Source organism: Streptomyces sp. 3214.6, assembly GCF_900129855.1.
GTDB classification, from domain to species: domain Bacteria; phylum Actinomycetota; class Actinomycetes; order Streptomycetales; family Streptomycetaceae; genus Streptomyces; species Streptomyces soliscabiei.
Genome location: NZ_LT670819.1, coordinates 6226163 through 6248224, shown reverse-complemented (window position 1 = coordinate 6248224; position 22062 = coordinate 6226163). Strand labels below are relative to the sequence as shown.

14 protein-coding genes are annotated in these 22062 nt (G+C 69.5%); 8 read left to right on the top strand and 6 right to left on the bottom strand.

Annotation, left to right across the window (positions count from 1 at the left end):
• Positions 1 to 93: 93 nt before the first annotated feature.
• Together B5557_RS28255 and B5557_RS28250 are read left to right on the top strand one after the other, a co-directional pair.
• Positions 94 to 498 carry a transposase gene (locus B5557_RS28255; protein WP_197697262.1) on the top strand — a complete coding sequence of 135 codons (405 nt, stop codon included), beginning with the start codon at positions 94 to 96 and terminating at the stop codon, positions 496 to 498.
• A gap of 156 nt (positions 499 to 654) precedes the next feature.
• The gene (locus B5557_RS28250) at positions 655 to 1122 is read left to right on the top strand and encodes a signal peptidase II (protein ID WP_231976481.1); all 468 of its coding nucleotides are present in this window, start codon (positions 655 to 657) and stop codon (positions 1120 to 1122) included.
• Between the two features lie 380 nt (positions 1123 to 1502).
• On the opposite strand, the gene B5557_RS28245 is transcribed toward B5557_RS28250, so the two are convergent.
• Positions 1503 to 2234 carry a DUF899 domain-containing protein gene (locus B5557_RS28245; protein ID WP_079662092.1) on the bottom strand — a complete coding sequence of 244 codons (732 nt, stop codon included), beginning with the start codon at positions 2232 to 2234 and terminating at the stop codon, positions 1503 to 1505.
• 177 nt (positions 2235 to 2411) lie between these two features.
• Between B5557_RS28245 and B5557_RS28240 the strand changes: the two genes are divergently transcribed.
• On the top strand, positions 2412 to 4628 hold the full coding sequence (locus tag B5557_RS28240; RefSeq protein ID WP_079662091.1) for an ArnT family glycosyltransferase: 2217 nt from the start codon (positions 2412 to 2414) through the stop codon (positions 4626 to 4628).
• Positions 4629 to 4819: 191 nt separating this feature from the next.
• Entirely contained in the window at positions 4820 to 5626 is an 807-nt protein-coding gene (locus tag B5557_RS28235; RefSeq protein WP_079662090.1) for an endonuclease I family protein, read from the top strand.
• A 128-nt stretch (positions 5627 to 5754) separates the two neighbouring features.
• Here B5557_RS28235 and B5557_RS28230 read toward each other — a convergent pair whose 3' ends face one another.
• The 3 genes from B5557_RS28230 to B5557_RS28220 form a co-directional block, all read right to left on the bottom strand.
• Positions 5755 to 6228, bottom strand: a complete 474-nt coding sequence (locus B5557_RS28230) for a hypothetical protein (protein ID WP_079662089.1) — start codon at positions 6226 to 6228, stop codon at positions 5755 to 5757.
• A gap of 53 nt (positions 6229 to 6281) precedes the next feature.
• The gene (locus B5557_RS28225) at positions 6282 to 13145 is read right to left on the bottom strand and encodes a polymorphic toxin-type HINT domain-containing protein (protein WP_079662088.1); all 6864 of its coding nucleotides are present in this window, start codon (positions 13143 to 13145) and stop codon (positions 6282 to 6284) included.
• Positions 13146 to 13244: 99 nt separating this feature from the next.
• Positions 13245 to 16169 carry a LamG-like jellyroll fold domain-containing protein gene (locus B5557_RS28220; RefSeq protein WP_079662087.1) on the bottom strand — a complete coding sequence of 975 codons (2925 nt, stop codon included), beginning with the start codon at positions 16167 to 16169 and terminating at the stop codon, positions 13245 to 13247.
• Between the two features lie 269 nt (positions 16170 to 16438).
• Between B5557_RS28220 and B5557_RS28215 the strand changes: the two genes are divergently transcribed.
• Entirely contained in the window at positions 16439 to 16789 is a 351-nt protein-coding gene (locus B5557_RS28215; RefSeq protein WP_079662086.1) for a peptidase inhibitor family I36 protein, read from the top strand.
• Between the two features lie 6 nt (positions 16790 to 16795).
• Here B5557_RS28215 and B5557_RS28210 read toward each other — a convergent pair whose 3' ends face one another.
• Both B5557_RS28210 and B5557_RS28205 read right to left on the bottom strand, forming a co-directional pair.
• A complete protein-coding gene (locus B5557_RS28210) occupies positions 16796 to 17458 on the bottom strand; it encodes a maleylpyruvate isomerase N-terminal domain-containing protein (protein WP_079665043.1) in 663 nt (220 codons plus the stop codon).
• 76 nt (positions 17459 to 17534) lie between these two features.
• Positions 17535 to 17684 (bottom strand): DUF1737 domain-containing protein, encoded by a 150-nt coding sequence (locus B5557_RS28205; RefSeq protein ID WP_231976480.1) that lies wholly within the window; start codon positions 17682 to 17684, stop codon positions 17535 to 17537.
• A gap of 209 nt (positions 17685 to 17893) precedes the next feature.
• Between B5557_RS28205 and B5557_RS43920 the strand changes: the two genes are divergently transcribed.
• The 3 genes from B5557_RS43920 (at position 17894) to B5557_RS28200 (ending at position 22005) form a co-directional block, all read left to right on the top strand.
• Entirely contained in the window at positions 17894 to 18058 is a 165-nt protein-coding gene (locus tag B5557_RS43920; protein ID WP_159424439.1) for a hypothetical protein, read from the top strand.
• 394 nt (positions 18059 to 18452) lie between these two features.
• A complete protein-coding gene (locus B5557_RS45350) occupies positions 18453 to 18731 on the top strand; it encodes a hypothetical protein (protein WP_231976056.1) in 279 nt (92 codons plus the stop codon).
• 97 nt (positions 18732 to 18828) lie between these two features.
• Positions 18829 to 22005 carry a LamG domain-containing protein gene (locus B5557_RS28200; RefSeq protein ID WP_231976055.1) on the top strand — a complete coding sequence of 1059 codons (3177 nt, stop codon included), beginning with the start codon at positions 18829 to 18831 and terminating at the stop codon, positions 22003 to 22005.
• The last annotated feature ends 57 nt before the right edge of the window (positions 22006 to 22062 follow it).

Here is a 22062-nt window from a genome sequence, read left to right as displayed (position 1 = left end):
GTCGTCAACTCCGTTGGGTTCGTTGATGGCCACGCCCCCGGACCGGTCGCTCGGTCGCGGGGGTCTCGCGTTCTGTAGCGATCCGCTCACAGAGTGAGACGGCCAGATCTACTACCGGATCCGCAAGCGCAAACGGCGCGCGAGTTCCTCGGCCTGCTCAAGGCCCTGCGAGAGCGCTGGCCTGGGGAGAAGCTCTACATCGTGCTCGACAACTTCTCCCCGCACCGGCACGCCGAGGTACGCGCCTGGGCCGCCGACAACGACGTCGAGCTGGTCTTCCTGCCGACCTACGGATCCTGGCTGAACTGGATCGAATCCGAGTTCGCAGCCCTGCGCTACTTCGCGCTGAACGGCACCGATCATCGCACCCACGACGAGCAGAACGCCGCCATCGCCGCCTACATCCGCTGGCGGAACAGCCGGGCCGAGCCGAAGACCCGCTTCGCGCCCGAGTCATCGATCCGTCAGTGGACCGCATACCCGGCCAAGGCTGCGTGACAAGCCACGCGCTCAGCCGATTGCCCCACGGCGGCAACGTGCACCTTGCCACGGCGAAGGGGCCGATAGTCTCAGGGAATCTTGGTTCGGATATCGCTACGCACGGAGGCCATGATGATGCGGTTGGCGCGGGGTTCAAGCCGACTGTACGGCGTGATGCTCATACTGGCGGCGGTAGTCCTGCTCGCGGACCAGCTCACCAAACTGTGGGCGGTCTCCGCGCTGTCCGACAGCGAGCGCGTCGCCGTGATCCCGCCTCTGATCTACTTCCGACTGCTGTACAACCCTGGTGCCGCGTTCTCCATAGGCATCGAGGCGACATGGGTGTTCACCCTGGCAACGGCAGCGGCAGTGGTCGGCATTCTCTACACCGCACGCCGACTGGCCTCGGCGGGCTGGGCGCTCGTACTGGGCGCGCTGCTCGGCGGTGCGGTATCCCACCTGGGCGACCGACTCTTCCGCGAGCCCGGCCTGGGCCGCGGGCATGTTGTGGACTTCATCGACTACGGCCCGTTCGTGGGTAACGTCGCCGACATCGCGCTCGTCTGCGGGTGCGCTGGGTTGGTGCTGCTCAGCCTGCGTGGTGTGCAACTCGCTAAGGTGCCGGGCGAAAAATCCGCCTAGCCTCCCTGTTTCGCTTCGAGTGGCTGAGCGGGTCTGAGCTGGTGTGCAGTGGTGGTTCGGTTGCTTTTCGTCGGCGGGCATGGCCGTGGCCCGACGCGCAAGTCGGGTGCTCCAGGGTTCCTCGGGTGGTGGGCGGGCAGGGGCGCTGTCATGCTTCAGGTGGCTGGCCGGAGCAGGGCTGTGAGGCCTACGAATGCGCTGGTCAGCTCGTTTCACCAGGGCCAGGTTGCGGAGATGCGCAGATGGAAGCGGCGACCGCCCCGGGTGATGCGAGCGGCTGCATGCAGCAGCCGGTAGCGGAGCTTCTTCGGCTCGGCGAGATAGTCTGCTGGCCGCCGGGCGGCACGTCGATTACTTGGTCAACGATGCGAGACGAGCCACTAGCTTCCGTACTCGTCGTGGCGGCGCAGCCAGTGGGTGTCCTCGCCCTCCTCGTGGCGGCCCATCGGGGTGCGGTCGAGGAGGCCGTAGTAGGCCATGGCGGGCTCGAGGCCTCGGGCGGTGGTGACGTACGTCCGGTAGACGGTGCCCTCCGAGAGCGCGTAGGCGCTGAGACCGGGACCTTCGGTGACGTACTGGAGGACGTCCGTGCCGCACGCCTGCGCCATCTGACTCACCGTCGGGGGGATCCCGCCCTCGAGGAAGGGCTTCAACTCGTCCTCGGAGTAGGTGAAGCCGAGGTCGCGGTGGAAGTCGCCGCCGCCCGCGGAGACCCAGTCGAAGCTCCAGCCCATCCGCTGCCGGTAGGCGAGGAGCTTGTCGACCGGCGCCCGTGAAGAGCAGATCAGAGTCACGTCACGGGCCTTGAGATGGACCGCGTTGGGGTCGAGGGTGTCCGCGATCGAGGAGCAGACCGGGCATCCGGCCTCGTACGGCGGACCGAACATGAAGTGGTAGACGAGCAGCTGCGAGCGCCCGTCGAAGAGGTCCCCGAGGGACTTGGTCCCGCCTTCGGTCTCGAAGGTGTAGTCCTTGTCGACCGGCACCCAGGGAAGCTCCCTCCGCTTGCGCGCGAGCTCGTCGCCCCGCCGGGTGAGTTCCTTCTCCTCGGCGAGCAGCTCCTGCCGGGCTGCCTCGAACTTCTCCGGTGTGCCGACCCTGTGCTCGGGCATCGCCTTTCCTCCTGTACGGGGGCAGGTACAGGACCTTTTTTCAGGCTAGTCCCGATACGCCGAGGTCTCTCGTCGGGCGCGGGGTACAGGTCTCTTTGCGGATCCCTTTTGCGTTTCCACAGCTGAGCGCCAGCTACGGCACAGCGCGCACCCACTTCCGCTTTGCACGATGCCCGAGTGACATCAGCCACCGATCCGCATCCCCAGACGACCGTCTCCCCCGACTGGCCCCCGCCGACGGCGGCCCCCACGGCGCCCCCGCCGGACAAGGCGCCGCGCTGGTCGCTCCCCGCGCTGATCGCGATCATGCTCCTGGCCGGCGTGCTCTACTCCTGGAACCTGTCCGGTTCGAGCCTCAACAGCTTCTACAGCGCCGCCGTCTACAGCGGCACGAAGAGCTGGGAGGCGTGGTTCTTCGGCTCGTTGGACGCCGGGAACTTCATCACCGTCGACAAGCCGCCGTTCGCGCTCATGATCATGGGCCTGTCCTGCCGGATCTTCGGCTTCGGCACCTGGCAGATGATGGCGCCGGAGGTCGCGGCGGCGCTGGGCACGATCTGGATCCTGCACGCGTCCGTGAAGCGGGTGTTCGGGCATGCGGCGGCAGCCGTCGCGGCGCTCGTGCTCACGCTGACGCCGATCACCGTCGCCATCAACCGCGACAACAACCCGGACACCGTCCTGGTACTGCTGATGGTCGCGGGCGCGGCCCTCGCGCTGCGCGCCACACGTGACGAGAGGCTGCTGCCGCTCATCGGCTCCGCCGTGTGCTTCGGGCTCGCCTTCAACACCAAGATGCTCCAGGGCTACATCGCCCTGCCCGCCGTCTTCGCCGTCTACGTGTACGCGTCGAGGCTGGGGTGGCGGAAGAAGGCCGTCAACCTGCTGCTCGCGGCCGTGGCGCTGGCCGTCTCCAGCTTCTGGTGGGCGACGGCCGTGTCCCTGGTGCCCGCCGACGACCGCCCCTACATCGGCGGTTCGACCGACGGAAGCGCCTGGGACCTGATCATGGGCTACAACGGCCTGGGCCGCGTCCTCGGCGGCGAGGGCAACGGCGGAGGCGGCGGGGGCGGCGGGGGCGGTACCTTCGCCGGGACCGCGGGCATCGGCCGGATGTTCAACGACATCCTCGGCGGCCAGATCTCCTGGCTGATCCCCTTCGCGGGCATCGCGCTCGTCGCCGGCCTGGTCCTGTGCGGGCGCGCCCCGCGCACCGACGTCACCCGCGCGGCGCTGGTCCTGTGGGGCGGCTGGCTGGTGCTGCACTACCTGACCTTCGCCATGGCCGAGGGCACCATGCACCCGTACTACACGACCGCGCTCGCCCCGGGCATCGCGGCGCTCGCCGGTGGCGGCGGCGTCATGCTGTGGCGCGCCTTCCGCGGCGGTGACGCCCGCTGGTCGTGGGTGCTGCCCGCGGGACTGGCCGTCACGGGCGTCTGGGCGATCGTGCTGCTGCGCCGGGCCACCGGCTGGAACACCTGGCTGTGGCCGGCCGTCGGGGTGGTGATGGTCCTCGCGATCGTGGGGCTGTTCGTCCTGCGGTCCGCGAGCTCGGGCACCAGGGTCCGGCTGCTCGGTGTGTCCGTCGCCGCGGCGATCGTGGCGGCCCTCGCGGGTCCGACGGCGTACGCCGCCTCGCCGGCCTTCGGCTCCTCCGCGGGCATGATGGGCGGCACCAACCCCACCGCGGGCCCCTCCACCGGAGGCGGCATGGGCGGTCCCGGCGGAGGCGGCGGCCGGGGCGGCTTCGGCGGCGGCAACGGTGGTTCCGGCGGACAGCTGCCCGGCGGTACGCAGCAGGGCGGTACGCCGCAGGGCGGTACGCAGCAGGGCGGTACGCAGCAGGGCGGCCAGGCGAACGGCGAGTTCCCCGGCGGGGGCGGCAACGGGCAGATGACCCCGGGCGGCGGCAACGGCGAGTTCCCCGGCGGGACCGGGGCCGGCGGCGCACCCGGCGGTGCCGGCATGGGCGGTGCCGGCATGGGCGGCGGCGCCGACAGCGGGCTCGTCTCGTACCTGGAGAAGCACCAGGACGGCGCCAAGTGGCTGATCGCGGTGTCCAACTCGCAGAGCGCGGGCCAGCTGATCCTCAGCACCGGCAAGCCCGTCATCTCGATGTTCGGCTTCACCGGCTCCGACAACGCGATGACGCTGGCCAAGCTGAAGGAACTGGTGAAGAAGGGCGAACTGCACTACATCCAGCTCGGCAGCGGCGGCGGCCCCGGCGGCGGCAACAACAGCCTCCTCTCCGAGATCACCACCTGGGTGCAGAAGAACGGCACGGCGGTGAAGAAGAGTGCGTACAGCTCGACTTCGACCTCCGAGGCCGACACCTCCAACACCTCCAACACCTCCACCGTCTACCGGCTGGACGCCTCCGACGTGAGCTGACGCGCACAGCCCCCAACGGCCCCCGACTCTCCTGTCGGGGGCCGTTTCCGCACGTCAACTCGCGTAGACAAAGGGCGTTTTGCCGGTTCCCGTCATCTGATGGACATGTCAGATTCATTGCCATGACTGCATGTGCATGTCACTCTCCCGATTGCCGCCTCCTGTCAACCCGCGTAGATCGGACACCCCACATGCTGGCGACACGCATACGCCGATGGAAGTCGGTGGCGCTTGCCACCACTGCCGTCCTGGTCGGCCTCTCCGCGCCCGCGCTCACGGCGACCCCCGCCGCCGCGACCACCACGGCGTACGACTCGACGTACTACAAGAACGCGGTCGGCAAGACGGGTACGAGCCTGAAATCGTCCCTGCACACGATCATCAGCGCCAATGTCTCGAAGATCTCGTACTCCGCCGTCTGGAACGCGCTGAAGGTCACCGACCAGGACCCGAACAACAGCAGCAACGTGATCCTGCTGTACAGCGGCGTCTCGCGCAGCAAGTCCCTCAACGGCGGCGACGTCGGCGACTGGAACCGCGAGCACGTGTGGGCCAAGTCCCACGGCGACTTCGGCGAGGTGACCGGTCCCGGCACCGACCTGCACCACCTGCGGCCCGCGGACGTGACGGTCAACAGCATCCGCGGCAACAAGGACTTCGACAACGGCGGCAGCACGGTCTCGGGCGGCGGCGGCAGCCTCACCGACTCCGACTCCTTCGAGCCGCGCGACGCCGACAAGGGCGACGTGGCCCGCATGATCCTCTACATGGCGGTCCGCTACGACGGCGGCGACGGCTTCGCCGACCTGGAGCCCAACGAGAAGGTCAACAACGGCAGCGCCCCGTACATCGGCAAGCTCTCCGTCCTCAAGCAGTGGAACGACGAGGACCCGCCGAGCGCCTTCGAGGAGAAGCGCAACCAGGTCATCTACGACACCTACCAGCACAACCGCAACCCGTTCATCGACCACCCCGAGTGGGTCGACGCGATCTGGTAGGACACAGCACAGCCATCACCACAGGCACAAAGCACAGGGCCCTCCCGGAATGTCCCGGGAGGACCCTGCGTCGTTTCGGCTCAGCGTCGTTTCGGCTCAGCGTCGTTTCGGCTCAGCGTCGTTTCGGCTCAGCGCCGGGCGAGGCCCAGCCGGGCCGCGTCCTCGTGCCTGCGGCACATCTCCTCGACCCGGGCCTCGACGTAGGCGACCGCCTCGTCGAGGTCCAGCCCCTCGGCCCGCTCCCGATAGGGGACATGCACCCCGGCCGGCCACTCGCCCATGTCCCGCTCCAGGTCGAGCCGGACGAACGCCTCCACCGTGATCCCCGCCCCGGTGAAGGCGAGGATCACGGCGAGCCGGTACTCGTGGGGCTCCTGGTCCCGGGTCAGGTCCAGCCAGGTGATGCCGTGATGGAGAGTCACCTGCGGTACCCCGTCCACGACATCGAGCAGGACCTGCGGGAGAAGCTCCGTCTCGTCGTCCGTGCGGTCGCCGCTGAAGTCGAACGACAGGAACCTCCCGAGCATGAACTCGGCAAGCTGTTTCTGGAAACGGTCCAGCGACAGCAGGAAACCGGCGAACTGCTCCTCGGCAGTGGGCACTTGGAAGCTCCTGGGTTCATGAACGACGAGGTGGGACACGGCGGCGACGGCGGTCAGTTGGCCTTAAGAGTGAACAGCACCCAGGCCCCCTTGTGTCCGCCGGTTCCCTTGTTGATCTTCATGACCACCAGGGTGAGTTTGGTGGCGTCATGGACTCCGCTCGCGTCCGCCTTCCTGCCGATCACGGTCGCGCCGAAGTCATGGGTGAACTCCTTGCGCGCGCTCACCGGCGTGGACTGCTTGCGGATCCATTCGTTGATCTTGCTCAGGTTGGCCTGCACCGCCGTGTCGATGTTGGCCTGGGCATCACCGGCATTCAGGGACGAGGCCCGTCCGCCGGCCGTCGGGTCGTGCGCGGCACGGTCGGCCAGCTCCTGGTCGGTCTTGCCGATGTGGTCCTTGGGATGCGCCCCCTGGACCCCGTGGTCCCTCTCCGCGTTCCCGCAGTTGTGCACCAGCACCGGCACCGCGCCGGCCCGGACCAGGTACGTGTGGATGTCGGCGACCGTCAGGTTGTGCACCGTGGCGGTACGGACCGTCTTCACGACGGCCACGACCTCGACCCGCGCCCCCTTGTCGGTGGTGAGGGACTGCCCCGGCTTCAGGTCCTTGGCGTCGACCCACTCGTGCAGCTCGGGCACCCAGAACGGGTGGCCGTCCGTCGCCGTCACCTTCGCCGTGGCGTCGCCGCGGTCGCCGTCGACGTCGACGGTGATCTCGACCAGGTTCTTCACGCCGTGGCCGGTGATGGCGGCGGTGACGGGCTCGGCCTGCGCGGCGCCGGACTCCGGGTCCACCGCCCGCACCTCGTCGCCGGGCTCGATCTCCTCGATCGGCTTCTCGGTGCCGTCCGCCATGACGACGGTCGTGCCCGGGACGAAGCTGTTGCCGACCTTGCAGGAGGGACCGGGCGCGTCGGCGTCGTCGGCCTTGCCGGTCGTGCCGCCCTTCTCGCCCGCGCCGTCGCCCTTCTTGCCGCCCGAGTCGCCCTTCTTGACCTCGGGCGCCTCCTTGGCCTTGGCCGGCGGGGCCGGTTCGGGCTTCGGCTTGGGCTTCGGCGTGGCCGGCGGGGTGATGTCGTCGGCGACCTTCTTGGCGTCCTTGACCTTGTCGGCCGCCTTGGCCGCGTCGGTCGCGGTGTCGACGGCGTCCACGGCCTTGTTGACGTACCGGGCGCCCTTGGCCGCGCTCGCGCCGTAGCCCGCGATCGGGATGGCCGAGGCGAACGACAGACCGGCGTCGATGTAGTTGCCCTCGGCCGTGTACCAGAGGCCGTTGAGCAGGTCGGCGGGCTCGCCGAAACCGGGCACCAGACCGGCGACGTCGAGGACGCCGTGGCCGATCGGGCTGATCCAGGACTCGCCCCAGTACAGGCCCGTCGGGTCCGGGAAGGCCAGCGGGTTGTTGCGCCCGTACGCGTAGGCGTTGAGGTGCTGCGGGTCGTCGAAGTTCAGCGCCGGGTCGGCCGACACGAACCGGCCGGTCGCCGGGTCGTACTCGCGTGCCCCGAGATGGATCAGGCCGGTGGCGTCGGCGGTGCCGCCCACGAAGGCCTTGTCGCCCGGCCAGGCCCCGGTGGCCGGCCTCGCCCCGCGCACCTCGCCGAACGGGAGGGTGCGGCGCTGGACGATCGCCGAGTCGGCCGCCCGGACGGCGATCTCCGCCGTGCCGTTCTGCCCGCCGACCAGCCAGGTCACCCCGGCCGCCGTGCGCACGGCGATCTGCTGCCCGCCGTGCGAGTAGTAGCGGGTGCCGGTGAGGGTGTTCTTCGCCGTGTCGAGGCGGATCTCCTGGTCGCCCAGATAGAGGGTGACCGCGCCCTTCTCCTTGCGGAGCAGCCGGCTCCCGTCGGCGTCATAGACGAAGCCGGTCTTCTGGGCCTCGTCGAGGGCGCCGGAGGTGTACGGGGTGACGGCGGCCAGATGGCCCTCGTCGTCCCAGTCCAGCTTCTGGTCGACGGCCGGCGCCAGGTCGGTCGCCGCCTTCGTCCGGCGGACGGTGTTGCCGGACTCGTCGTAGGCGAAGGACTGGGCGGCCGTGACCTCCTTGGCGGACGTCACCGTGCGCGCCTCGGCGGACTTGGGCGCGTGGACGTGGACCCCGCCCTTGGCGTCCGTGCCGCCGGGGGTGAAGGACGTCGTCTGGGTGATGGCCGCCGTACCGGTGGCTCCGGTCGCGTGGCGGGTCTCGCCGGTGCGGTTGCCCGCGGCGTCATACGCGTACGAGTGCCAATAGGGGGCCGGGCCGCCGATCGTGGCCGTCTCACCGGACGCGGCGCAGTCGGTGGCGGTCTGGCTCCAGGCGTCGGTCAGCCGGCGCAGGTAGTCGTAACGGAAGCACTGGACATCGGCCGTCTTGCCTTCCGGCGTGTCCGCGATCTTCCTGATCTCGCCGGACGGGTCGTACCCGTAGGTGAGGTCCGCGTCCGGGGTCTTCACGATCTCCCGGTCGATGCGGGCGCGCTCCAGGCGCCGGGTGCCCTCCTCGTAGGTGTTGGTCAGCCAGGTGTACTTGTCGGCGCTGGCGGTGCCCAGGGTCAGCTGGAGGACCTCGCCGTAGTTGGAGTAGCGGGTCTCGCGGGCGTAGTCGGTCTTGTCGCCCAGGGTGAAGGACGGCAGGCCGGTCGCGGTGTAGCCGGTGGTGACGGTCTCCGCGGGAAGGTCGCCGGCGGCCGGCAGGTCGACGTCGTTCAGCGAGCCGTCCGGCTTGTAGGAGGCGGTGACGGAGTAGGTGCCCGCCAGCCTGCCCTCGGCGGCCGGGATGGTGACCGAGGACTTCGTGGGGCGTCCCGCCACGTCGTAGGAGTCGACGGACGTGGTGTAGGCGTCGGCGCCGATCCACCGGGTCGCCGAGGCCAGCCGCCCCTTGCCGTTGGCCACCGTCGCGCTGTCGTACTCCCAACTCGCCAGCTTCGTCGAGCCGTTGTACAGGGAGCGCTGGCGGCCGATCTTGTCGTAGTCGTAGGTGAGGACGGTGCCGCGGGCGTCCGTCGTCGTGCGGACCTGGTCCAGGTCGTTGTACGTCATGCGGGTGGTGCCGGTGTCCGGGTCCTTGGCCACCGTCTGGCGACCGCGCACGTCGTACTCGTACGACCAGACGTTGCCGGACTGGTCCTTGACCTCGGTCAGGCGGTCCGCCGTGTCGTAGGCGTAGGTGGTGGTGTCGGCGTCACCGGTCGGCGAGGACCCCTTGAACTGCAGGAGTCTGGTCGTCAGTCCCTGCGCGTTGTTGTAGGTGGCGGTCGGCGTCTCACCGGCCGGCGGATCCACGGTCGTGTGGTCGCCGTGGTACGACGCCTTCGTGCGCCACTTCTCCGCGCCCGCGACCCGGAAGATCTCGTCCGTGGGCCGGCCGGCGCCGTCGTAGACGGTCTCCGTCTCGCGCGGGGTGCCCTCGGAGGCGTCCACCACGTTCACGAAGCTCGTGCTGACGGCCGCCGAGTTGTAGAACGGGCCGATCTCCTTCACGGCCAGGCCCCGGCTGTCGTACTCGGTGGTCGTGACGACCCGGCCCGAGTTCGCCGCCGGCGTCTGGGTCTGGCGCGGCCGCAGCAGGCCGTCGCTGAGCTGGTGGCTGGTGGCCACCGAGCCGTTGGGGAGCAGGGACTTGGTGGTGGTGACGACGGGCGCGTTGTTGCGGACCAGGTAGCCGTACTCCAGGCTCGGGGTCTGAGAGGCCTTGGCGCGGCCCGGCAGCCACACCTTGAGCAGCCGGCCGAGGCCGTCGTACTCCAGGTCGGTGCGCTGCTTGTTGGCGTCGACGGTCGCGGTGACCAGGCCCCAGCGCGGGTCGACCGTGGAGGTCGTGGAGTTGCCCGCCGGGTCCGTCACCTTCATGCCGGTGACCGGGCCGCCGAGGGTGGGCGTGTACACCGTCTTCGTGGTGTTGCCCTGCTGGTCGGCGGAGTCCGTCACCCGGCCGTGGGCGTCGTACTTCGCGGTCGACGTCGTCACGTACTGGGGCGTGCCGTCGGCCGTGTAGCCCTTGACCTTCTCGCTGCGGACCACGTCGCCCTTGGTGGGCGTGGCGCCGTAGGTGTCGGGGTCGTCGTACCAGGTGCGGACGTCGCTGATCGCCTCGCCCTGGTAGGACGGCGGGCCGTCGTCGCACGCCACCGGGACGACCGTCACCCGCTTCAGCAGGGTGAGCAGGCCGATGTCGGTGTTGCGGTTGTAGGCGTTCGTGGTGCAGGTGTCGTCGTCGGGGTCGGCGAGGTCGCCGGAGTCCGAGGAGCGCTCCAGCATGCCGTAGGAGTCGTAGAAGTGCTCGATGGCGGCGCGGCGGACCTTGCCGCCGTCCAGGGCCGTGCGGGTCTTGGTCGACTTGACCGCCGCGTAGGTCGCCTCGTCGCTGCCCTCGGTGGCCGTCGGGGCCGATTTCCAGGGGGTGCTGACGGTGGCGTTGATCTCGTCGGCGCCGTCGAAGGTGCGCTGCTCCAGCTGGAAGCCCTGGTGGCGTTCGTCGTCGCGGACCTTGGTGCCGTCGGAGGCGGTGACCGTGACGGACTTGGTGCCGCCGGACTCCTTCTCCCGGTCGCCGTCCATGCCCTGGAGGTAGGTGGTCTCGGTGCGCAGCTGCCTGGAGCCCGCCTCGCCGGTCTTCATGGTGACGGAGCGGAATCCGCGCCACTGGTTCCAGGTCTTGTTCTTGGTCTTGACGAGCTCGCTGTCGTCGAAGGCCCAGGCCGCGCCGGAGTAGTCGTAGGAGGTGACCTTGTTGGGGCCGGTGACGGTGACCTCGTCCTCGATCACCGTGTCGACGACGAACTTGTGGAACCAGTCCTCCTTCTCGCCGACCGTGCCCTCCTTCGACCAGAAGGACGGCATGCACCGCTTGGTGTTGGTCTCGGGGGTGGGCAGGTTGGCCGGGGTGCACTCGTTCGGCTTGTAGTTGACCGAGATCGTGCCGCCCGTCTCCGACTGGATCGCCCGGATGCGCCACTTGTACATGGGCAGCCGGTCGTCGGCGCCCGTGTCGACGCGGTTGGCGTCCTGCCGCTCGAAGAAGGTCAGCTTCGGGAGCTTGTTCGCGCCGTCCTTGCCGGAGTGGGTGATGGACTCCAGCCACATCGCCGGGGAGTGGGTGGTGTCGGCGCTCTGGTACTTGTGCGCCAGGTCCCACACGTCGACGTCCGTGTACGTCTTGCCGTCGGCGCCCAGCACCTGCGTGGTGACCTTCGACAGGCGCTTACGGCTGAAGAAGGTCGGCGACCACTGGTCCTTGCACTCGGTGTCGGAGGTGCAGATCTGCTCGAACGGCACGTCCGGCCAGCGCGTGGCGGTGGACTCCTTCAGATCGCCCGGCTCGCAGTCGGCCGCCGCGCCCGTGCAGCGCTCGACGGTGGTGAAGACGACCTGCGCGGGGGCGGCGGTGGTGTTCTCCTTGCCCTGCTGCTCGCCGTACTCGACGCGCTTGAGCCAGCCGCCGCGGTCGTAGGAGACGACCTTGTCGCCGCGCACCGAGTCGTACTTGTTGGTCTCGGTGCCGTAGTAGTACGTCATCGTGTTGCCGTGGACGTCGACGACGTAGTCCAGGTTCCAGCGCCAGGTCTGCTGGCAGCGGGACTCCTTGAAGGTGTCCTTGTGGCAGGGCTCGTCCTTGTCGTCGCCGAAGACCGGGACCTCCCAGGAGGAGCCGGTGTTCTCGGCGTCGGCGGCCTCGGACTCCCGCTTGCCCTTGCCGAAGTAGTAGCGGGTGCCGTCGGTGGTGGTGACGACCCAGTACTCCTTGTTGTCGTCGGAGTTGAAGCCGCCGGTCCTCCGCTCGATCCTCGTGCCGTCGTCCTGTTTCAGCCGCCACTCGTTGGCCGACTTCTTCACCAGCTCGCCGGCCCGGCCGCCGAAGTTCATGGTGGCGTTGTCGGAGTGCCAGCACAGGTCGTACTTCTGGGAGCCGGCCTCGTCGTGGCCGTCCTCCGTGCAGGAGCGGTAGGCGCGCTCGATGTAGCCGGCGCTGAGGTCGAAGCCCTCGCCGACCCAGGAGGTCTGGTTGTTGCTGGAGGCCGTACGGCCGTCCGTGGACGCCGAGTTGTAGGCCAGGCCCAGCTGCGGCGAGGGGCCCGCGAGGGCGGGCGGCACGCGCAGCGGGTACTGCCAGGTGAAGGCGCCGGTCTGGGCCGCGACCTGCCAGGACGCCGAGGGCGCCAGCGAGGTCGCGGTGTAGGAGCCGGAACCGCCCGCGGGCGCCGCGGACACCGCGAGCAGCGGCGCCTTGGCGCCCGCGACGGCCGCCGGGACGTCGGCGGTGAGCTTCTGTCCGCGCACGTCGTTGCTGGTGGCGAGCGGCGTGACGCCCTGACAGGCGGCCGCGTTCGGCGTGGTCAGCGCACAGGCGGGCAGCTGCACCAGCCGCAGCCGCTGCGCCCAGTCGCCGCCGTAGGCCTGGGCGAAGGAGGCGTAGTCGACCTGGACGGAGACCTTGCCCCCGACCGTCGTACGGCCGTCCGCGCGCGTGACCTTCAGCAGCAGGCCGTCGATGCCGGCCTTGCGCGCGGCGGCGTGACCGAGGACGTCGACCTTGGCCCGAGTGGGCGCGGCGGCCCGCGAGGCGGCCGCCTTGGGAGCCGCGAGGCGGACGGGGAGACCGCCCGCGCGCAGCCCCTTGCGGACCGCCGCGGTCGCCCCGCTCGCCCCGCTCGCTCCCAGGGTGACGGTGGCGCTGCCCGGCTCGGGCCAGGCGGCCTTCGGGCGGGGCGTGACGCCGTATCCGGTGAGGTGCTTGAGCGGGGTGCGCGGGCCGTCGGCCTCCTCCACGGGGGTGGAGGCCACGTCCTGCGTCTTGGGCCGCCGCTGCTCCCGGGTGTCGTCGTCGCCGAGGGCGGGGACGGCCTGGAGCAGGGTCAGGGTCAGGGCCGCGGACACGGTCGCGGCCAGGGGTTTCGCCCACCTTCGGGCGTGATGTCTCCGTGTTGAGCGCATGCGCGCTCCTCCCGTTTGTGATGTGGCGGACGCTCTGGTCAGGAGCGTCGAAGTGCAGCCGGTGATCAGCCGGTTGATCAACCGGTGATCACCGGGTGATCAGCTGTTCGCGAGCCGGTAGATCTCCGTGCCGGAGAGCAGGCCGGGCACGAGGCGGACGTCGTCGATGTCACCGGCGAAGAAGTCGTGCCACTCGCCCTTGTACTGGGCGCGGCCGATGTTCAGGCCCTTGGTGGCGTTCCAGACGTCGGTGACGGCGGCGCTGCCCTGCTCCTCGCCGTCGACGAAGAGGGTGAACTTCCGGGCGGCCGGGTCGTAGGTGCCCGCCAGGTGCGTCCACCTGCCGACGACGGCCGGCTTCTCACTGGCCGCCATGGCGCGGATGATGTCGGAGTCGGCGGTGTCCGAGATGTGCCGGCCGAAGATCCAGCGCTTGAACGCCGTCGAGTAGTAGAGGTTGAAGCCGTTGCCCTGGCCGCCGGACTGGCCGATCACCGCGATGTTCTCGCTCAGCGAGGTGGGCCGCACCCATGCCGACACGGTGAACGCCTGCCCGGTGTGGACGGCGGAGGCGGCGGTGGCGTAGTCGCTGCTGCCGTTGAACCGCAGGGCCTTGTCGGCGGGCTGGTCGGCGGAGTGGTTGCCCGCGACCCAGTCGGCGCCCTTGACGGTCAGGGTGCGGTCGTGGCCGGAGGCGTCGGGCGCGGTGCCGCCGGTGCTCTGGTCGAGGCCGTAGACGGCCGCCGCGCACGAGTCGGCGAGGGCGTCGGCGCAGGCGCGGTCGGCGGTGAAGATGTACTTCTCCAGCGGGCCGCGGTTGCCGGCCCGGTCGACGCTGCGCACGTAGAGCACGTTCGGGCCGAACGTGGACGGCGCCACCTCGATGGTCGCGTTGCCGCCCAGGCTCGCGGGCGTGGCGTGGCGGCCGGGGGTGTCGTTGCCGAGGTCCCACTCGTAGTACTCGACGTCGTTCTTGAAGACCGAGTCGGAGTTTCCGTTGGCGGAGACGGTGAAGTGCCGCTTGGCGCCCGCCGGGAGGTCGGCCTCGCCGTTCGCCGGCGTCACCAGCGGCTTGGTGTCGGGCCGTTCGGTGTCGACGACGAACTCGCACCAGTCGGACCAGTCCGAGTAGCCGGAGTCCTTCAGCTTGCCGGTGGAGCCGTCGTAGGTCTGGGCGTGCCACTTGTAGCCGTGGCCGTGCGCCAGCTCCTTGATCGGGATGCCCTTCTCGAACACGCCCTCGTTCTGCGGGCCGTCCTTGCCTTCGTACACCATGGGCCGGCCGTCGACCTGGTCCCAGACGCGGAAGGTCGCGGTGAGGTTCTGGCCGGTGCCGTCGGTGTAGGAGTCGGCGTCGGTGCCGTTGACCGCCATGGTCGGGGTGTCGTCACGGATCCACGGCCGCTTGGTGTTGTCGGTCGTGCAGGTCTTCTCCTCCGGGTTGCTCAGCCGCTCGTTGTACGGCTTGCCCGGGGTGGTGTTGTAGGTGACGACCAGCTTGGCGTTGTCGCCGCGGAACCGCTTCCAGGAGTTCGCGTCGTCCTCGTCGGCGGCGCGCAGCGAGAAGGCGATCGGGGCGCCGGCCGCGGCCTTCTTGCGGACGGTGGGGGTGAGGTTCTCGTTGTCCTCCTTGCTGCTGTCCTGGAAGTCGACCCAGCTGGCGGGCGCGTCGGGGCTGCAGCTGCTGCCGCGGCCGTAGGCCACCGTGCGGTCGACCATCAGGTCGCCGTCCTTGGGCTTGTTGTTCCAGTTGGTGGCGGAGTCGACGCCGGCCTCGTCCACCAGATGCAGGTTGACGGTGCTCGCCTGGCAGGAGAAGGAGAACGTCTCGTAGACCTCGAAGACCGCCTTGGAGATGGTGCGGTTCTTCCATCCCTCGGTGGAGAACTGGAAGTACATGCGGTTGGTGTACGGCGAGGAGCTGCACACGTAGTACGTGCCGCCGATGGACTTGTACGAGCAGCGGCCGACGCCCTCGTCGTCCTTGAACTTGTGGAACTCGGTGCCCGGGTGGGCGCTGGAGACGTACAGCCACTCGCTCTTGGACATGCCGGCCTCCGGGTCGAGATAGACCGGGAAGTCGGTGTCGGCGGCGGTCAGTACGGTGCGGTCCGGAACGACGGTGACCGCGTCGGCGGACACGTCGAGGCCCATGTCGGCGACCTTCGCGGCCGCGCCGGGCGCGTCCTGGACGGGGGCGGCGGCCCCGGAGGCGGCCACGGCCTCGACACCGGCACCGGCCTCGGCACCCGCCTCGGCCTCGGCCGGGAGCTGCTGGGCGGCGGTCGCGGAGTCCCACATCTTGGGGGCCTGGCCGCCGAAGAGGCGCGCGCCGGAGGCGTCGACGGCTTCCAGCCCGCCGTCCGCCGCGGCCTTGAGGTCGAGCCCGTCGACCCGCACGGGCAGCCGCAGCCGGGCGAGTTCCGGGTTGCGGGCTGCCTCGGGCGTCTTCACCTCCAGCACGTAGGCGTACCCGGTGACCGAGGCGGAGGCGAGCAGGTCCACGCCGGGCAGCACCTCGCGGTACTCGGCGGTGTCGCCCCGCAGCACGGGCTCGGGCAGCGGCTTCGGCCAGCGCAGGGTGAAGGACCTGCCGTCCTCGCCCAGGGTCACGAAGTCCTGCGAGCCGCCGGCCGCGAAGGCCAGGTCGACGACGGCGGCCCTGGGTCCTACGGTTCCGTCGGCCCGCCGCTCCAGCGTCGCATCGGCGGCGGCCCAACTGCCGTCCGCCCGGTGCACCCGCTGGGGCTGCACACTGGTCTCACTGGTGAGCGAGCCGTCCGGATTGGCGAAGACGAGCTCGTCCTCCGTGCGCCGCGGCACGATCTCCACCGGTTCGCCGGTGGCGGCGGCCTCGGCGAACGCGGTCACCTCGGCGGTGGTACCGGCCGAGCTGCTGATTACGGCGTCGGCGGCCTCGGCCGCGCTGGTGACGGCGGGCAACGTGCCCAGGACGACGGCGCTGCCGAGCAGCACACCGAGCGTCCGGGTACGACGAAGCCGCCGGAACCAAGGGTTGGTCATTCCCTTGTCTCCCCCTTGGAGCTCTCCCCAGAGCTCCCTCTGACGAATATGAAGTTGATGTGCCCATGCAGTACCGCAGGGGCGAGGGAGAACGTATGGGACTTCCTTTACTGATTCAAGCCACTTTCCATATCAGCTGACCACTTCCCTCACATCGGCGATGTGGATCTTCACCCCGGGCATGTCGCGGGCCGGGCCGGAAGTATGAAGGCGGCCACGACGGTCCGCCGAGGCGCTGAGCACGCCCATTTCCTCCTCCGGAGACGTTCATGAAACTTCGCGCCTGGTCCTGCGCCGCCGCCCTCGCCCTGACCGCTCTCGTCCTGCCGGCCCAGGACGCCTCGGCCGCGGCGGCGCCGTCCTGTCCCGACGGCTCGGTCTGCTTCTACAGCGGCGAGGACTTCGGCGGCAGCAGCTGGGAGTGGACCGCCCGCAGCGGCTACCGCGACATGCCGCCCTACCTCCACGACCACGTCGGCTCCTTCGTCGCCGGCACCCGCGCCTGCTTCATCAACTGGGGGCCGGTCGAGAAGCGTGACGTCTTCAACGGCGACTGGCGCTCGCGCTACCAGGGCGACTTCGGCGGCAGGATCGACGGAGTGGGCCCGGGCGCCTGCTGAGGCCTCCTACCGCTCACCCCGGGGAACGCCGTACCACCGCCACTGCGTGAGACGCGCATGCCCCGGGATCTCCCCCCGACCGGTGGCCCACAGCAGCGTGGGCCACCGGTCGGTGCCGGTCGGCGCATCGGGAAACAGCCGGGCCAGCACCCGGTCACAGAGCCCGGCATCCGGCTCCTCCCACTCGACCCCGAGCCCCTCGGCGACGTCGTACAGGTGCACCAGCGTCTCGACGACCCCCATGGCGGCAAAGCCCTCGGGGTCGGAAACCCCGAAGACATGATGAGCCCTCACGCTCGCCGGCGCCGTCCGCACCACGGCCGCCAGCATCGCCCCACAGGCATCCAGCACCTGCGCAAGCCCGCCCGGCCCGGCCGCACGATCGGCAAAGATCACGTTCGCCGGCGCCCCTGGCTTCTTCCGACTCCAGACGAACGGCACCTCGGCGTCCAACGGCGGCTGCTCGGGCCCGAGTTGAGCGGCATAGGCGAACAGATCATCGGCGAGATGCTCGACGGTCTCCCAACAACTCCACTCCACCGACCCTGCGTTGGCGTCCCAGTCGGCCCCCTCCGCACTCCGGAGCACGGCGACGGCCAGCCGGACGGCGTACTGCACGTCATCGGCGGTGACGGGGGCGGGACCTGATGATCCACTTGATTCAGACATGGCGGGACCGTACCCAACGAAGGTCAGGGCGGAGCCGCGCCCTTTCAACCGAACAAGACGACAACTCCCGCTCCACCTACTCGCCCACGGCACCCGGTGCGTGACCACCAGGCCAGAGCAGCGCTTGCGCAACGATGACGCGGCTGCCGTTGAACGTCACCGCCGGACCTTCGTGGAGGCGGTACCCCAGGGCAAGCGCGTCGCTGACGCGGTGACAGAACGACACATCGTCGGGGCCGGTCAGGACACGGTAGACGGGCAGACCATCTGGCGGCGGATTCACCCGGCAAGTATCGCCGACCAGGTCTGCCGCCCGCTGGAACCGACCGGGATGACGTGTAGGTACCGGTACTCATGTGCAGGTCACCGCCCCCGCCTAGCGTGCCCAGGGTGCCCGAGAACCCCGAACGCCCAGCCCCAGTCCCCGCCCCCCGCGTGCGCGGATGGTGCTGCTGCCTGTTCCCCGCCGCCCTGACCCTCGCGTGGTTCTTCGGAGCACGCTTCCTGCCGGAGCGCGCGGCCTGGTACCCATTCTGGCTCGCGGCCGTCGTCTGGAACGGGACGGATGGCCAGGGCGGCATCAGCCATCTGCTGGGCTGACCGAGACCATCGATTCACGCCTCGAGAATCAGGCCTCTTCGCTGCCACCGACCGACTTCAACTGGCAGGCATCAGTGCCGAGTTGAAGGGACTTAAACGTGACACCTGACACCATTGACCAGCATGTTCGATTGACACATGATCTTCACAGCTTATGTAAGAGAAAGTTAAGGGGGCGGGTGGGGACGTGTTTACGCGAAGACGGCGGCACGGCTGGCACCAAGCAGTGCGGAGTTGGGCGATAGCCGTCGCGCTTCTCGCGGGCGCGGTACCGATGATCGGGGCTGGGACGACTCCAGCCCTCGCCGATGACGGGGCAGCCTCGGCAGCGGCTGACGGAACTCCGGAGTCGAAGGCCAGTGCTCTCGCGGCAAAGACCGGTGAGCGGGTGGCCGTGGATGCGGCGACCACCGAGTCGTCCCAGGTCTTCGCCAACCCGGACGGCACCTTTACACAGGAGAGCAACGCGGCTCCGGTACGTGCCCGCAAGGACGACGGCACCTGGGCCCCCATCGACACCACCCTCGTGCGCAAGACCGACGGCTCGGTGCGGGCGAAGAACACGACGGCCGGCCTCACCTTCTCGGGCGGCGGCAGCGGGGCCGGACTGGTCACCCTGGAGGACGGGGGGGGGGCACGAGCTGAGGCTCGGCTGGCCGACCGCGCTCCCTGAGCCCCAGCTCGACGGCGCCGCCGCCACCTACGCCGAAGTTTTCCCGGACGTCGATCTGAAGCTGACGGCGCTGAGCTCGGGCTACACGTCGGTGCTCGTGGTCAAAACAGCGGAGGCGGCGAAGAACCCGGCGCTCGCGACGATCAGGATGACCGTCTCCGGCGGTGGCCTGGACATCGCCCAGACGGCCGACGGCGGTTTCGTCGCGCGCGATGGCGACGGCAGCCCGGTCTTCGAGAGCCCGGCGGGGCGGATGTGGGATTCAGCCGGTGATACTCCGGCAACGAGCACCGCCGCGGCAGGCGTCACGACGCAACTCGCCCGCACCGCTCCGGCGGCGGCCGAAGGCGAGCCGGAGACGACGAAGTCCGCCCCGCTGCCCGCCGCCGGGGGCGAGCCGTCCCCGTCAGAGGGTCCCGGCAGCGGTGACGCGGCGGCTGCGCTTCCACTCAAGGTCACCGGCACCGCTCTGGAGATCACGCCCGATCCGGCCCTGCTCCATGGCAAGGACACGGTCTTCCCGCTGTACATCGACCCGCCGACCAAGGGCATCGCGCTGGGCGACTGGACGGCCCTGGCCTCCAACGGCACCAAGTACTGGGAGTTCGACGGGGACAAGGGCGTCGGGCGCTGCTCCAACTACGCCGGCTACCTCTGCGCCAACACCCCGTACACCCAACGCATGTACTTCGAGTACCCGCTGTCGTCGATCCACGGCAAGAAGATCCTGGACGCGACGATGGAGGTGTACCAGCTGTGGACGTTCACCTGCACTCCGCACTTGTACGACCTGACCCGCGTGGACAAGGGCATCTCCTCCAGCACCACCTGGTCGACCAAGCCCGCCGGCGTGGACCTGATGGGCGACCGGGAAGTGGCCTACGGGCGGGGCACCCTGTGCAGTCCGTCGCAGCCGGCGAACTGGGTCCGCTTCAGCGACAACGTCTCCGGCGGGGAGACCAACGAGAACCTGACGACCACGCTCGCGTCCTACGCAGCGAACAAGCAGGCTGAGATCACCTTCTCGCTGACCGCGCACGACGAGTCCGACGCGGCCGCCTGGGCGCGGTTCCGCAACGACGCGAAGCTGTCGGTCACCTACGTCTCCTACCCCTCTGCGCCGACCGAGGCGAAGGTCCAGGACGGCACCAGCGGCAAGGCGTGCGGGACTTCCGCTGTGCCGCAGGCCACCGGCGACACCACGCCGAAGGTGTACGGCACCGTGCAGTCAGTGGACGGATCACAGGCACAACTGCGTGCGGCGTTCGAGATCTGGAAGGCGGACGGCACCAGCCGTGCCTGGGCGGCGAACTCTCCCCCCAGCGCCTGGGTAGCGGACAACGCAGTGCGCGACGCCACGTCCCCCGCACTGACCCCGCAGACGGACTACCGACTGAGGGTCAAGACACAGGCCTACTACATGACCGACCGTGGTGCGACGGGGATTCTCGACTCTGCCTGGTCTGCTTGGTGCTATTTCCGGGTCGACACCGATCTTCCGCCGCCTCCGATGGTGTCCAGCTCGGACGGGCGCTACCAGCCTGCGGACACGACGCTGACCGCAGACGGCGTGGGCGTGACGGGCGCGTTCCTCTTCACGCCGGCTGACGCGGATGCCACCGCTGCCGGCGTCCAGTCCGACGTCGTCAGCTACAAGTGGCGGCTGAACAGCGGCCCGGTGTCCGCACCGATCACCGTCGCGAAGGGCACGGCCGGCAAAGCGAACATCACCCCGAACCAGGTCGGCGAGAACACCATCCAGGTCTGGGGCTTTGACGCCGCCGGCCACAGCTCCGTCACCGGCTACTACAACTTCCTCGTCAACCCCGGCGCGAAGCCCTCGGGCGTGTGGCACTTCGACGGCGACGGCAACGACTCCACGACAGCTCCCACACCCCACGCACTGTCCATGGGTACAGGAGCCTCCTACGACGGCCCGGGTCGTGCGGGAACGGCTTCGCTGAAACTCGACGGCACTGCTGGCTATGCCCAGTCGTCGGGACCGGTGGTGGACACGACCAAGTCGTTCAGCCTCTCCGCCTGGGTTCGGCTCTCGGACGTCTCCCGCAGCCAGACCATCATCTCGCAGCAGGCCACCACGCTGTCGGGATTCGCACTGCACTACTCGGCCACCAGCAAACGGTTCGCCTTCTCCCGCTACCAAAGTGACGTGGCTGCTCCGACCGCCAGCCGCTCCACCTCCCTCACCGCCCCCGTGGCAGGCGTGTGGACCCACCTCACCGGCGTCTACGACGCCGTGAGTCAGACCGTGCAGCTGTATGTGAACGGCCGACCCCAGGGGGCTCCCGTAGCCTTCACCACACCATGGGCGGCGACCGGGCCACTCCAGATCGGCAGGTTCCACAACAGCACCGGCTACGTCGAATACGCCGGCGCGCTCATCGACGAGGTACACGTCTGGTCCCGGGTGCTCACCGATGCAGAGGTCGTCCAGGACGCCCGCCTGGAGGACGAGGACATCAGTGACGGCGATGCTGACGCTCCGACGCCGGCGCTCGTCGCCAAGTGGAGCGCCACGGACACGGTGAACGCGACCGGCACCACGGTCAAGGACACCAGCGGCTTCGGCCGCACTCTGAGCCTCAGTGGGGCAACGCTGGCCCAGATCACGACCGGCGCGGACCCGGACATCGGTGAGACCGGCACCACCAGGCAGACGATGCAGCTGAACGGCGCCAGCGCCTATGCCTCGGCGATCGGGCCGATCGTGGACGACACCGGTTCGTTCACGGCGACCGCCTGGGTGACGCTGGACCCCGCCAAGTTCACCGACACCACCAAGTCGTATGCGGTGCAGGTGTTCGGGCAGTCCGGAGCGACGCAGTCGTCTTGGGGCCTCTGGTACGAGCAGCCGGCAGGCAGCAGCCGGGGACGCTGGACCTTCGGCCGCCCCGACAAGGACGGCACCGGTGCGACCTGGACGAAGAACGAGTCCGATGCCATCAGCACTGCTGAACTCAATGGCGCTCCCGTCATGCTGACGGTCGTCTACGACGCCCAGGCGACAGTCGACACGTCCAGCGGCCCGAAGCTCGGCTCGCTCAGCCTCTACGTCAACAGCGCACGGATGGGCAACGACGACGACGTGTCCTTCCCCGCTCCGTGGCAGGGGACGGGGGCGTTCGAGGTCGGCCGGGCGAAGATCGACGGCGCTGCCGCGCGCTACTTCCCCGGAACGGTCGACAGCGTCCGCGTCTGGTCTGGCGCGACGTCCACCGCTGTGATCGCCGACCGCTGGAACACCGAGCAGTAAGCCTCTTGGGTGGCCGGGCAGTTGCCCGGCCACCCGGGCTGTTCGCATCGCTCAGAA